The organism is Desulfovibrio sp. (assembly GCF_019422935.1).
Lineage (GTDB): Bacteria > Desulfobacterota > Desulfovibrionia > Desulfovibrionales > Desulfovibrionaceae > Desulfovibrio.
In genome coordinates, this window is record NZ_JAHZCJ010000010.1 from 131,934 (window position 1) to 146,354 (window position 14,421).

The 14,421-nt window shown below is 59.2% G+C and carries 8 protein-coding genes; 3 read left to right on the top strand and 5 right to left on the bottom strand.

Translation table 11 applies throughout. The features are described from left to right. Positions 1-137: 137 nt before the first annotated feature. From QZ383_RS12735 to groL, 3 genes are all read left to right on the top strand, one after another. Positions 138-3,215, top strand: coding sequence for a hypothetical protein (locus tag QZ383_RS12735; protein ID WP_291445961.1), 3,078 nt, complete (start codon positions 138-140; stop codon positions 3,213-3,215). Between the two features lie 381 nt (positions 3,216-3,596). Further along, positions 3,597-3,884: a co-chaperone GroES gene (gene groES / locus QZ383_RS12740; protein ID WP_022659228.1), complete on the top strand. Its 288-nt coding sequence runs from the start codon at positions 3,597-3,599 to the stop codon at positions 3,882-3,884. A 42-nt stretch (positions 3,885-3,926) separates the two neighbouring features. Beyond that, on the top strand, positions 3,927-5,579 hold the full coding sequence (gene groL, locus QZ383_RS12745) for a chaperonin GroEL (RefSeq protein ID WP_291445964.1): 1,653 nt from the start codon (positions 3,927-3,929) through the stop codon (positions 5,577-5,579). Between the two features lie 179 nt (positions 5,580-5,758). Here the strand turns inward: groL and QZ383_RS12750 are convergent, their stop codons facing one another. From QZ383_RS12750 to QZ383_RS12770, 5 genes are all read right to left on the bottom strand, one after another. Further along, positions 5,759-6,730, bottom strand: a complete 972-nt coding sequence (locus tag QZ383_RS12750; RefSeq protein ID WP_291445966.1) for a D-glycerate dehydrogenase — start codon at positions 6,728-6,730, stop codon at positions 5,759-5,761. Between the two features lie 211 nt (positions 6,731-6,941). Then, positions 6,942-9,554 carry a PEP/pyruvate-binding domain-containing protein gene (locus QZ383_RS12755; RefSeq protein ID WP_291445967.1) on the bottom strand — a complete coding sequence of 871 codons (2,613 nt, stop codon included), beginning with the start codon at positions 9,552-9,554 and terminating at the stop codon, positions 6,942-6,944. Position 9,555: 1 nt separating this feature from the next. Beyond that, positions 9,556-9,933, bottom strand: coding sequence for a response regulator (locus QZ383_RS12760; RefSeq protein ID WP_192112020.1), 378 nt, complete (start codon positions 9,931-9,933; stop codon positions 9,556-9,558). Between the two features lie 50 nt (positions 9,934-9,983). After that, the gene (locus QZ383_RS12765) at positions 9,984-11,687 is read right to left on the bottom strand and encodes a sensor histidine kinase (RefSeq protein WP_291445970.1); all 1,704 of its coding nucleotides are present in this window, start codon (positions 11,685-11,687) and stop codon (positions 9,984-9,986) included. After that, positions 11,687-14,326: a PEP/pyruvate-binding domain-containing protein gene (locus QZ383_RS12770; protein WP_291445971.1), complete on the bottom strand. Its 2,640-nt coding sequence runs from the start codon at positions 14,324-14,326 to the stop codon at positions 11,687-11,689. The genes QZ383_RS12765 and QZ383_RS12770 overlap by 1 nt, the downstream gene beginning before the upstream one ends. Positions 14,327-14,421 lie beyond the last annotated feature (95 nt).

Genomic DNA, 14,421 nt, shown 5'->3' on the forward strand with positions numbered 1-14,421 from the left:
GCCCGAGCGCATGCCCGATGGCAGAAACATGGCGCTGGACTTTCACGCACTTGCACTGCATCATAGCCTAATACGGTCAGCTTGCAGGGCATGCAGCCGCTGCAAACATCTATAAGCACTTTTTCCCGACATTATTCATGCTCAGTTCTACACGTACCACTACCGACGGTTCCTCAACCGATGGGCGCGCCCACGCGCACCGGAAGTTTTCTTCATTGCTGTTCGACAGGCAGGACCACAAACTCATCCAGATGGTGAACTCCTTTGTGGACGCCCGCGCCCAGGATCACGCCCTGCGCCAGCCCGAATCGGGCCTGCACCCCCACGGCATCATTGAAATGACCTCTTCGCACGGCCTGCGCCTTGCCAGCGCCGTCATCGTGCTGCTGGAAAGCCTGGAGGCCGGCGGCCCCAGCGAAAGATTACAGGCCCTGCGCCGCCTGCACGACGAGGTTCTGTACTCCACGCATTCCTCCCTGCAAAATAATACAGCGCGCGTGCTGGTGCAGATCATGAAAGACCTCGTGCGCTCGCACAACGATGCCAGCCACCAGCTGCCCCTCGCGCACGAATTTCATCAGGCCGTGCGCGGCACGCCGCGCATTGTGCGGGCATTGCTGCGCAAATACCACCTGCTTGAAATGCCGGAGGAGTGGAATCAGCACGCCTTTGACCACCACGTGCACGACGCCAACACCAAGGGCCGCAAAAACCCAACCCATCTGGTCATGGATGCGTGGATCAAGGGCATCCGTTTTTTAACGGTAATCTACTATAATACCGTTGATCCCGAAGCTGCCCAGGAACTGCTACGCGCCGCGCGCATCATGGACATTACGGTGCGCATCGGCATTGAGTTCAAGGCCACGTTCCGCGACAAACTGGTGGAATTTACATGGTCGCCGCTCAATACCGAAACATCCAGGGCTTTTGACAACCTGCTGCACCGCAAGGACATTGCAGACGCCCTGCGCAAGTACGCGCCCGTCAACGACTGGATGCGCGCTTACGTGCTCAAGCTCCTGCGGGCCTGGAACGAGAGGCACGCCGCCTCGCTGGCTGCCCGCTGGGATATGCCCGCGCCGGAGCCTATCAAGGAAGAGGCTTTTCTTGCCTATGTGGGGCAAAAACAGCCGTCCTCGCTGCATCTTGCCGAATTTATTTATCATCAGCTTGATCCCATGCGGCAGTTGCGCGGCGAACGCCTGCGCGAGGCCCTGACTGCGGAAACGAATCCCGCACGGGCGGCCAAACTGCGCGAGAGCCTGACAGAACTGACCGACATGGTGCCCGACATGCTGCGCGATGACTGGCTCGGCCCGGAGGCCAACCCGGAGATCGTGTTCCCGTACAAGCCGCACAAGGATTTGCCCGCCATTTTGCAGCAGTCGCCGGAATTTTTGCTGGAAAACATCTATCCGCTGCACCCCTGCCAGATTGTGCTCAACCTTGCAGGGCTGACGGAACAGGACGTGCTGGAGCTGCTGTGGCTGGGCCGTGGACGCATTACCCACCTTGAGCTTTTTAACCTGCGCGAGTGGACTGCCGGTCAGCTTGCCCATGTGGAAGAAATCAACACCCTGCAAAGGGCTGTGAACGAAGGCAGCACCCCGAGGCTCAAGCAGGTCATCCGCAGCATTATGAGCAAGGAACCCAAGGATTCTGCGCGCATGCCTTTGTTTCAGGATATCTTGGGGCATATTCCACAACTGCAGGAATTTTATGCGCTTTCGCCGCTGGGTTCGCGCATCGGCACAGATTCCACCAGCCGCTCGCACCACACTCACGGCATGGGGCTTGTGTTTGTGGAAACGCTCCCCCCCAAGGCCCGCGCCGTTCTGCGCCGCGAAGACAATGCCCTGCGCCTCACACTGCCCGTGCATACGGATATTTACCGCTTCACGCACTACCATGAGCCCGTGCAGCCGCAACCATGGTGGCAGCGCCTGCTCAGGCGCATTCCCGGCCTTGGCAATCTGGGCTGCCACCGGGTGCGCGGCTGGGGCCTTGAAAAAAACACCACCAGCGTGGGGCATGACGGCAACCTTGTGACCCTGGGCGGTGTTGACGCCAAGGGCGTGAACCGCGAAATGCAGCAGACGCCCGGCCCGGAAAAAAGGGAAATCCCCTTCTGGTCGCCCGAATACATGAACAGCGACATTGTCAATGTTCTCAAAATTCTGGCGGGTTTTTTGCCCGCGCAGTGGGCCTTCAGCTACGTGGACGGCTGGTGGGTGCTCACGTGGTTTGGTGCGCTCATATGGTTTGCCATTACAGCGGTGCGCAACGTGGGGCAGGCTGTTGTGGGCGGCGGGGCCTTTACCAGATCGGTGCTTGTGCCGTGGAAACGCTATGTGAGCTGGAGCCGCATGGCCGATTCGCTGTTCTACACGGGCATATCCGTTCCGCTGCTTGAGGTCGTGGTGCGCCTGTGGCTCTTGCAGGACTTCATGGGTCTGACAGTGCAGGACAACGCGCTTGCAGTCTATACAGTCATAGCCATGATCAACAGCGCCTATATTTCAGGGCACAACATTTACCGCGGCCTGCCCAAGGAAGCCATAGTCGGCAACCTCTTTCGCAGCGCGCTTTCCATTCCGCTGTCCATGCTCATGGGGCAAGGCTTGCTGCTCTGCTTTACCGCAATGCACCTGCCTGATCCCATAAACCTGATGCAGAACTGCGCGGCCATTGTTTCCAAGTGCTCGTCCGACATGGTGGCGTCCATCATCGAAGGTTTTGCCGATCGCAACATGTATCTGCGCATGCGGCAATGCGATTACGACAGCAAGTTCACGCAGATATACAAAAGCCTGACGCGGCAGGAGCTGCTGTTCCCCAGCAAAGACCTTGAAACAATGCTGCAAGACCCTGCGGAATACTGGCGCATGCTGTACGGCAAAGACCGCGCAGCAGCGCGGCAAATAGTGACGCATCTTCTGGACATGATGTACATGTGGTATTATCAGCCACGCGCCCGGGAGGTATTCTGGCGCAAGCTGTGCGCCCTGCCGCAGGAGGAACGGCGCATTGTCATTGCCATGCACGCCCTGCTCTCGCTCGAACGGGAAATCAGCACCCTCATTCTTGAGGGCCTGCTGAAAAAAGATTTTGCCCGCGCATTGGCCTTTTATCTGCAAAATAACAGAACCTATGTGAAGGAACTCCGCCGCGAGGCGCGGTTAAAGCTGGGCGCATGCCCCTGCCTGTGCTGACCCACACGGGCAAGGACAAGAAAAGGAACTGACTTTGGAGCAAGTCGAGCTTGACTGCGCGCCCTTGCTCCGGTAGTGCTCCTTGCCCAAAGTATTGAGCGCGGTTGCGCCGCAGAGAAAAAGGCATCCGGAGCGGGGTCAAACTCAACATACTTGATTTGTTTGATTTTTTATTTTTTTTATAAAAAAAGTAAAAAAATCAGTCCAAACCCCTTTTCAAGCTCCGAGCGCGTCTTATTTCTATGCCGGTGCGGAACTGAAGCGAAGTGAAACTGGCTTCGGTTCATAACGCGCAATATTTCCAGCGCGGCCACAGTGATGCGGCCGCTGCTGCGTCCTAGATGGACAATAATAATATCATTTCCGGGAGGATTTGACGTCATGAAGCTGAAGCCCCTTAACGACCGTGTGCTGGTCAAACGCCTTGAATCCGAAGAAAAGACCGCCGGTGGCCTGTTTATCCCTGATACGGCCAAGGAAAAGCCTTCCAAGGGTCAGGTTGTTGCTGCCGGTCCCGGCAAGGCTGGGGAAAATGGCGAACGCGTCGCTCTGGCTGTGAAAGCGGGCGACATGGTGCTGTTCAACAAGTATGCTGGCACCGAAGTCAAGCTGGACGGCGTTGATCACCTTGTGATGCGCGAAGAAGACATTCTCGCCATTATTGACTAACTCCCACTGCTGCCGAATTATATTTCAGGAGGAAAATTTCCAATGTCCGCTAAAGAAATTCTTTTTGACGTTAAAGCCCGTGAAAAACTTGCCCGTGGCGTCGACAAGCTCGCCAATGCCGTTAAAGTGACCCTTGGCCCCAAGGGCCGCAATGTCGCCATTGAAAAGTCCTTCGGCGCTCCCGTCATCACCAAGGACGGCGTGACCGTGGCCAAGGAAATCGAACTGACCGACAAGTTCGAAAACATGGGCGCCCAGCTCGTCAAGGAAGTGGCCTCCAAGACCTCTGACGCCGCTGGCGACGGTACCACCACCGCCACCATTCTGGCCCAGGCCATCTACCGCGAAGGCACCAAACTTGTGGCCGCTGGCCGCAACCCCATGGCCATCAAGCGCGGCGTGGACAAGGCTGTTGAAGCCCTGATCGCCGAGCTGTCCAACCTGGCCAAGCCCACCCGCGACCAGAAGGAAATTGCCCAGATCGGCACCATTTCCGCCAACTCCGACGCCACCATCGGCAACATCATCGCCGAAGCCATGTCCAAAGTGGGCAAGGAAGGCGTGATCACCGTTGAGGAAGCCAAGGGTCTGGAAACCACCATGGACGTGGTGGAAGGCATGCGCTTTGACCGCGGCTACCTCTCCCCCTATTTCGTGACCAACACCGAAAAGATGGTCTGCGAAATGGACAATCCTTACATCCTCTGCACCGAGAAGAAAATCTCCAGCATGAAAGACATGCTGCCCGTGCTTGAGCAGGTTGCCAAGGTGAACCGTCCGCTCATGATCATCGCTGAAGACGTGGAAGGCGAAGCCCTTGCCACTCTGGTGGTCAACAAGCTGCGCGGCGCCCTGCAGGTTGTGGCCGTGAAGGCCCCCGGCTTCGGCGACCGCCGCAAGGCCATGCTTCAGGATATCGCCGTGCTGACCGGCGGCCAGGTGGCTTCTGACGACACCGGCTCCAAGCTTGAAAGCATGACCCTTGCCGAACTTGGCACCGCCAAGCGTATTGTCATCGACAAGGAAAACACCACCATCGTTGACGGCGCTGGTAAGGGCGACGACATCAAGGCCCGCGTGAAGCAGATCCGTGCCCAGATTGAAGACAGCACCTCTGACTACGACCGCGAAAAGCTCCAGGAACGCCTGGCCAAGCTCGTGGGCGGCGTGGCCGTTGTGCATGTGGGCGCTGCCACCGAAGTGGAAATGAAGGAAAAGAAAGACCGCGTTGAAGACGCCCTGAACGCCACCCGCGCTGCCGTTGAAGAAGGCATCGTGCCTGGCGGCGGCACTGCGCTGATCCGCGTTTCCAAGGTGCTGAACGACATCAAGCCCGCCGACGACGACGAACTTGCTGGCGTGAACATCATCCGCCGTTCCATTGAAGAACCCCTGCGCCAGATCGCCCACAATGCCGGCTTTGAAGGCTCCATCGTGGTCGAAAAGGTTCGCCAGGGCAAGGACGGCTTCGGCTTCAACGCCGCCACCGGCGAATACGAAGACCTCATCAAGGCTGGCGTTATCGACCCCAAAAAGGTTACCCGTACAGCCCTGCAGAACGCCGCTTCCGTGGCTTCCCTGCTGCTGACCACCGAATGCGCCATTGCTGAAAAGCCCGAACCCAAGAGCGCGGCTCCTGCCATGCCCGACATGGGCGGCATGGGCGGCATGGGTGGCATGGGCGGCATGTACTAAGCCAGCCCTACGGCTCATACGTTTGAATAATGAAAAAGGCTCCCGCGAAAGCGAGAGCCTTTTTCATTGCGTTGACGAAGTCTACGTAACCAGAAAACAGGAGCAGGCTGCGGCTTGCCCCGCGGATAATGCTCCGGCGTCAGCCGCCCTCCCCTCAAAAAGCTCAAAACAAATCTATTCTATACCTGGCGGGCTTCAGGGTTGAGACAGTTGGCGGGCAGCTTGCCGTCAAGCGCTGCAAAAATCTTTTCCGCACTGCTGCGCCCCATGTTTCTGAATCCGTCCATGGTCGCCGCCCCCTTGTGCGGGGTCATCAGCACGTTGGGCAGATCGCAGAGAGCAGGAAGCACCAGCGGTTCGTCTTCAAACACGTCCAGCCCGGCCCCGGCTATCACGCCGTTTTTCAGGGCGCTGGCAAGAGCGGCCTCGTCCACAACCTTGCCACGCGCTGTATTGATAAGGATGGCATGGGGCTGCATGAGTTCAAGCTCCCTGCTGCCGATATATTTTTCCGTTTCCGGCGTCAGCGGCATGTGCAGGCTGACAAAGTCGGACTGACGCAGCAGATCATCCTTGCTGACGTAGCGCGCGCCCGTACTGGCCTCAAAATTTTCGTTGCGGTGACGCGCGGTGTAAAGCAGCGACATGCCAAAGCCTGCGGCCCGGGCTGCCACGGCTTGCGCAATACGCCCGCTGCCCACGAGGCCCAGTGTTTTGCCAGAAACGCGCAAGCCCAAGTTGACCGTCATGGGCCAGGGCCTTTCTCCGCTACGCACAAAGGTGTCGCAAGCGCGCAGTTTACGCGCCACGCCGAGCATGAGCGCAAAGGCCATATCAGCTGTGTCATCGGTGACAAAGCCGGGATTGTGCGTCACCCATATGCCGTTGCGGGTGGCAGCGGCAATATCCACATGATCAAAGCCGACGCCAAAGCAGGAAATGATCTTGCAGGTCGGGGCCATGGCATCAATGACATCCGAGGGCAAGGCCACCACCGGCGAAAGAACGCCATCGCAGCCGCGTACCGCTTCAACCAGCTTTTCGTGCGGCAAACCGCCGCCGGGGCCCATCTCCACATCACAGCGGGTTTGCAGCAATTCAAGCGCCTCGGGCACCACCGTGCGCGGAACAAAAATTTTTGGTCTGATCATGAACTCTACTCCAGAATACGAAAAACTTGGGACAAACAGGGGCGCAACTCGCCGGATAGTCCAGCGCAATCACCTGCTTTTGTAGTAAGCAGCTAGGGATGCAATAGCAAGGAAGATAAAGGGATGCCCCCGCGCCGCACTTGGCGCAAAGGCACAGCCAGCGTACAGGTTTCTCTGGAAGGCAGCACCGGGAATGTGTGCTGAAAAAACTCTAACAGCCCGGAGGCAAAGGCCTGTCGAGCAACGAGGCCATGTCGCCGCCCAGTTTTTCCCTGAGGGCCGAGGCACGCTCCTGCTCCAGCATGATCATGTCCACCTGTCGGGTATGGATGAGCAGATAGCCGAGCATGCGGGTTTTTTGCAGAATATCGGCAGCGGGGAAGTTTTCCGCCACCGCAAAGAGCGAATCGTCCTTCACATCAGCACGGAAGCCATGCGCCTCCAGTAAATCGGCCACCATGCGGGCGCGCAGGCGGCGGCGCTGGCGGTCGGCGGCACCGCCCTTGAACTGGAAGCTCACAAAATTTTCATGATTGTTTGCGCCAGCCAGGCTTTCCACCGTACAGAAGTGATAGCCGTAGCGGGCCTGCAAAATCATGTAATTATCAGAAATGATAAAAAAGTTTTTGTTGGACATGGCATTGGGCGCAGTGCTTTCCAGATCCGGATTCATGGTGCTTTCAAGCATCACGCTCATGAAGCCCGAGGCGCTTGCCGCTGGCGGCCCGGCCCAGGGCACGGCCACCATGCCGTCCCACAGCGCCAGCATGGGCGTACTGGCAATATCGGCGATATCCACCACCGCGCCGCCCACATGTCGCCTGAAACCGCCGCCCATGTCCACAATCCAGTACTGAAGCTTGACCCCGGCCTTGAGCTGCTTGCCCATGCGCTGGTTGACGTCCGAGCCTTCCTCAAACATGAGCTGCACGGATTTTTCGTGGCAAAAACGGGTGATGTCGTGCAGGGTTTGGCAATGTTCCGGCGCAAATTCCGGCGATTCCGGATCCAGCAGATGCAGGGGAACCATCAGGGTCGCCAGGGCCTCAAGCCGCTGGTGCACCGGGCTGCCTTCCATGAGATTGGGCGGCTCCGTCACCTGAGCGGCAAGCTCGGGATTCAGCCCCGCGAATACGGCGCAGCGCACGGCATCCAGAGTGGCGTCTCCGGCGTTGTCCAGCAGGCTACAGGCATTGGGCAGGCTGAACACGGCTGGCAGACGGTACTCACGCGCCACAGAGGCCAGATGGCCCGCCATGCCGCCCGTCTCGCTGACCATGCCGGATGCGCGCGAAAGCAAGGGCGCCCAGCGGGGCAAGGCCCGCTCAACCACCAGAATGCCGCCCTTGGGGAAGGAAAGCATATCCGCTTCCTTGCGGGCCACAAACACAGGCCCCATACCCACGCCGGGGCTTACGGCAACGCCCCCGCAGGCCAGCATGGAAAGCCCTTCGGGCAGATTTTCCGACAGGATTTTGCACTCGCCCGATCCCACCGCTGCGGCGTCCGCAACATCGGCGCGGCTTTCCGTGGCAGCATCCGCTTCGTGCAGGGGGCGGCTTTGCAGCACCACAATGCGCCCGTTGCGGGAATCAAGCGCCCACTCCACATCCTGCGGTTCGGCGTAGTATTCTTCCAGCGCCAGCGCAACCTGTGCAAGGTCTGCGGCCTGCGCATCCGTAAGGCTGGCTGGCACGCCAGCAAGCCCGACGAGAGTCTTGCTGATAGGCTGCGGCGGATTGGTGCGGGTAAAAATAAAGACATCGGGGGTAACTGCTCCGTCCACCACGGCCTGTGGCAGGCCCGGCACGGCATTGAGCAGCACCTGCTCCTGCCCGCGCGCGGCAGCCACTGGATCACGGCTGTAGGCCACGCCGCCAGCGGCAGCGGGCACCATGGCAAGCACACCCACGCACATGGGCGCAGCATCGTCAGGGATACCGTGCTGATACCGATAGCTCATGGCGGTCACGGCATACTTGCTGGCGATAATTTCTTTCCAGACTTCGCAGGCTTCTTCCGGCGGCACGTTAAGCTCGGAGCGGTACTGCCCGGCAAAGGAGACACCAAGCGAATCTTCGCCCACGGCGCTGCTGCGCAGTGCAAGGGCAAGACCCGGCCCGGCCCGGCGCTGCATGGCGGCCACGGCCTCGGTAATTTCCTGCTCCAGCTCCGGCGGCAGCGGCGCGCTGAGCACGGCCTGCTGCAATGCCGCAGAAAGACTGAAAACTTCATCCAGGCTGTGCATATCCGTTGCCTGAATGCGGCGGTTCAGTTCGCTGTGCAGGCCGCTGTATTCCATAAACCGGTAGTAGGCGCTGACCGTCACGGCAAAACCATCAGGCACGTCCAGCCCCGCATGGGCCGCCACTTCGCCCAGATTGGCCATCTTGCCGCCCACAAGGGTGATGTGGTGCAGGCGGATATCGCCAAGCGGCATGATATTGGGGCCGTCCTGATGCGGCTGATCTTCAAGCAGATTCTGCATCTGCTCACGAATGCGGTCAAAAACCTGCTGCAAAGGCTCGTAGCCTTCATCTGAAAGCGCGTTGAGGTCGCGCACCATCTGAAAAACCGCCGTTACGGCGCGAGTGCTTATGGCATGCACATAATCCATGCCGAAAGGCCGCGCGCCAGAGAGGTGCTCCTCCACATCGCTCATGGCTTCAAGGGCTGTCTTATTGGACGACAGCAACCGGCGAAAGCGCGCGCAACGCTCCCGCAGGTGGGCCTTGAAAGCCTCCTCACGCGCAAGCTGTTCCGCGTCCGGCTCATCCGAGCCATCACGCCCCAGCCACTTTCGCAGGCAGTCGAGCAGCGTCATCTCACATAGCGGACCGGGCCGCTTCCTCCATCTTGATAATCAGCTCGCTGATGGCTACGGGCTTGAGCATGTAGTCGTACGCGCCAAGATCAAGCCCCTGCACGGCCACACCCATGCAGGCATGCCCCGTAAGCAGAATGACAGGCAGATTGGGGGCTTTTTCCTTCATGTGGCGCAGGGTTTCCAGACCATCCATGCCGGGCATGCGCACATCCATGACCACAATCTGGAACATCTCGCCCGATTGCAGGGCCTGATCCAGCAGATCAAGGGCCGACTGACCATCGGGTGCGGTCACAACTTCCATACCGCGCCGGGTAAGGCGTTTTTCCATCAGTTCCAGAAATTCCACTTCGTCGTCCACAAACAATGCGCGCATGGAGGCCTCCTTCATATGGCAGCATGCCCCATTGGGGCCGCCTAGTGGTATTATGCTTCTGCGCTTTCTTCAGGCGCGAGCTGCGGCGGTTCCGCAGGCAGAAAGATATTGAATGTGGTGCCGTGCCCAAGTTCGCTCTGCACGTCTATGCGCCCACCAAGCTTTTCAAGAATGGTGTAGCAGATGGCAAGGCCAAGGCCCGTGCCCTCGCCCACCTTTTTGGTGGTGAAGAATGGGTCAAAAATCTGCCGCAGGGTTTCCTGATCCATGCCCGGCCCGGTGTCAGTAAAGGAAACGCGCACTCCGGTACGCCAGGGCTGCGTGCTGACGGTCAGGGTGCCATTCTTGCCCATGGCATCGATAGCATTGTCTATCACATTGATGAATATCTGCTCAAGCTGGGCCGGGTCGGACAAAATTACGGGAACATGGGCGTCGTACTGCCGCACAATGGCTATATTGCGGTTGGCGGCCTCGGTTTTGAGCATTTCCACGGCCTGATCAGCCAGGGAACTGATAAGAATTTCCGTGCGGCCCGGATTCATGCGCCGCCCAAAGCCCAGCATGCGCTGGGTTATGCCCTTGGCGCGCTTGACGTGCTGTTCGATTTTTTCCGTGCTGTCGAAAATTTCTTTGTAATTTTTCATGGTTGACGGGTCTTCATCGTCCAGCAAATCGCGTATCCAGCCCGCGTTCTCCTGAATGAGCATCAGGGGATTGTTGACCTCGTGCGCCACGCCTGCCGCCATTTTACCCAGAGCGGCCATCTTGCTTGACTGCAACATGCGCGCGTCAATATGGGCCTGTTTCTGATCCGAGGCTTCAAGCGAAGCCACAAGCCGCCGGGTGCACAGCTCCGCGCCCATGCAGGTCAGCGCGCCGCCAAGCAGGGTAAAGAAGAGTATCAGCGCCTTGAGCTGACGCAGGGGCTTGAGGCTGTCGCGCACATCGTCCATGACCACCAGCACCCAGGGCATGGAATCCAGCCGCATCAAGGCCACCAGCATTTCTTCTCCGCTGGGAATGACCTTGCGCATTGTCACCACGTTGTTGCGGGTCAGATCCTCCTGCGGCAGGGTAAAGTTACCCATGATCGGGCCATAGAATCGCGAGCCCGTTTGCAATACACCGGAATTACTTACGATAAAAGCATCGCTGTGCGGGCCGGAATAGATGCGCCGCAGCAGGGCGTCAATGGCGTCCATGTCGATGGTGGCGCGCATGATATAGGTGCGCCCCCCCTCGTGCCGCAGCACGGCAATGATAAAGTGCGGCACATGGCGGTAGCCCATGAATACATCGCTGACATACACGCCCTTGCGCAGCACTTCCGAGAACCAGGGGGCCTCGGAATAATTGGCGTCCCGCAGGTCAAACGGCCCCACATAGGAGACATGGCGGCCATCCATGCCAATAATGCCCAGATCCACAAACGAGCGGCTGTTGCTCTGCATCACGCTGAAAATTTCGCTCAGGCGCACAGGATTGCTGAGATCAGAATACGGATGTGTAAAGGCCAGGTTTTTGACCTGCGCGATGCGTTCCACCATAAAGGTATCAAGGGCGCGGTGCTTGCTGCTGATGACAGCCTCGATGCCCGCGGTGATTTTTTCGTCATAGATGGCGCTGAGCCTGTCCAGACAAAATATCCCCAAAGCTACCAGAGGCGTGAGCGCCATGAGCAGCAGGGTTATCAGCAAACGGCGATATATGGCCCTGTAGCCTCTGTGGGATGCAGGCACGGTGGACGACATTAACGGGCCTCCTGGGATGGAGAATCAGCAACGCCAGCCAGGGATTCGCCCCTGAAAAGCGCCCGGCAGTGAGCCAGCATTTCCTTGCGGCGGGCCGCAACCTGGCCTGGGTCCTGCATGATCATGTCGAGCTGGCGGGTGTGGATGGTCATATACCCTGCCACAGCCAGCAGGCGTTCGCCTTCTTCCTTGTCCAGATCCTTGAGCGTGGCGCTCACGGCATCGTTGCGCACAACGGGCGAAAAGCCGAATTCCCAAAGGATATCGGCAACAAAGCGCACTCGCAGAATACGGCGCTCAATGTTGGCAGCGCCGCCGCGCAACTGGAAGTTCAGATAGTTCTCGCTAGTGCGCTCCGAAAGGCGCGCCTCAACCGAAACAAAATGGAAGCCAAAGCGGGAATGCAGACTGCAATAATCGCTAGATATTAAAAAATAATTTTTTTCTGTGAAGTACGCCGTCTGCGCGGCAGGATCCAGATTGGGATTGGCCGTGGCCTCAAAAAGCACGGAAAGAAACCCCTTGCCGTCCACAGGCGGCGGCCCCTGCCAAGGGTGGGCGTTCATGCCCTGCCACAAGGCCAGCATGGGCAGCGAGGCAATGTCTTCCACGTCAATGACAGGCCCGTTGGGGGTACGCACAAAGCCATCGCTGAGGTTGACCACCCAGAACTGTTTGATCACCTTGTCGCGCAGTTGCTTGATGCGCTGCGGGGCGTACTTTTTTTCCGAGCCAAGGCTGAACATGGCGCTCACGGCCTTTTCGTGGCAATAGCGCACAATATCGTGATATGTTGCGCAGTTAGCCGCCTTGAAATCTACGCTGTCCACCTCGAGCGTCAGGGGTAGAATGCGGCGGGAGGCAGTTTGCAGAATCTGGTATACGGGGCTGCCGGGCATGTAGTCCTTGCCCGGAGGTACCTTGGGCAGCAGGGAATCCTGCCGGTTTTCGTACACGGTGCACAGGTCTGCGCACAGGGTGATGCGCTGGCCGCTTTCCACCACTTCCGTGGCCCATTTGAGGCCAAAGACGGCGGGCTTGCCGAACTCCCGCGCCAGCGAAGCCAGACGTGATCCCTGAAAACCGCGCTCCGCCACAATCCCGGCGGCGCGGTCAATGAGCGAACCCCAGATGTAGTTGTCGTCCGGCACCACAAGGATGCCGCCGGTGGGGAATCTGCGCGCGTCTTCCCAGCGGCGGGCCACCCATGCAGGGCCGGATACGCGGCCCGGATTGACCGTAAATCCCCCCTCCAGCAGCAGGGCATCGTCCAGCGCCCTGGACTGTTCTGGCAAGGCTGGCTCCGGCAAGGCGGGGGCTTCCTCCTGCGGCAAGGACATGGGCCGCGCCATGAGCATAAAAACATGGCCTTCGGGGTTGCATGCCCAGGTGAGCACCTCGGGCCTTCCGGCGGCTTCTTCCACGGCGAGGGCAAGTTCTGCGGCACGTACGGCGGTGGCATCGTCCAGCACGGGGCGCTTGGCTTTATAAGGACGGCGGTCTGTCACCGTGTGCGGCTCCGCGCGCGAAACACTTATGGCGTCAACAGGCATGGTGGAATACTCCACCTCCTGCGGCAAACCCGCACATCCGTAGACATGCACATTTTCGCTGTGCGGGGTCAATGGCGCGGATGACTGGGCAATGCCGCCAAAACAGCCCTCATCCACCGCCATACAGGTGAGGCAGACGCCAGCCCCTCCTTCTGTCAGCCCGCGCGCACGGCGGTACACCAGAGCCTGAGCGCGCTGCTTGCTGGACAGGGTTACGCGCACTGCGCGCAAAATATCATCGTCATGCGCCTGCAACGAAACAGGCGGCCCCCACAGCACAACGCCGCAGCCTTCACCCTCGCCCGCTGCAGGCGGCCATACGCGCCCGCGCAGCAAAAGCTGCATGGGTTTGTTGCAAAGGCCGCGCAAGCGCTGCACCTGCTCAAGGATGGCCGCAGCAAGGTCTTCCGGCAGGGGGGTTCCTTCCACCAGAGCGCCCAGCTTTTTTGAAAGCCGCGCCAGATGGTTGGGGGCCAGGCCGCCAGCAGCCTGAATGCAGCGGTTGATCTCGCTCTGCAGATCACCGCTTTGAAAATAGTGTTGGCAGCCCGCTGCCGTGACCACAAATCCCTGCGGCACGGAACCGGGAAAAATGGGACGCAGTTTTTCAAGCCGGGCTGTTGCGGGATCCACCAGCACCCTGCCCTCGCTGTGCAGAGCGGCCAGGCATCCGGCATCGTCCTGACACAGGGGTACAACCAGCGGCCCGAGCAGGCAGGCTTCCGGCTCGTACACTTCTTCCGCCACCAGTTTTTGCAGTTCGCCAAAGCGGGCGTAGAGGGCCGGGCAAGGTGCAGGATCAAGCCGCTCAAGCTGCTTGATACACTGAAAAACCTGGGTAGCCATAGAGGTGCAGAGCGCCCGCACACGATACAGGCCAAAGGGATGGTCGCAGCAAAGGGTGTATTCCAGATCGGTCATGGTTTCCTGAAAGGCGTTCCATGCCGTGAGAAACAGGCGGAAGGAGTGGTGCCGCAAGGCAAAAAAGCGTTGGGCTTCCTCCGCCGCGCTGACGGAAGAAGAAACTGCTTCGTCGCCCCGGCGGGCGCCTCGCGTTAAAAAGCCCAACAGACGGCTCAGGGACATGGCGGCTCCACAAGATAAGGCTGTAAACCTGCGCCAACGCGAAAAACCGCGCAGCGCCAACAGTTACACATTGAACCTAGCACAGCACCAAGCCG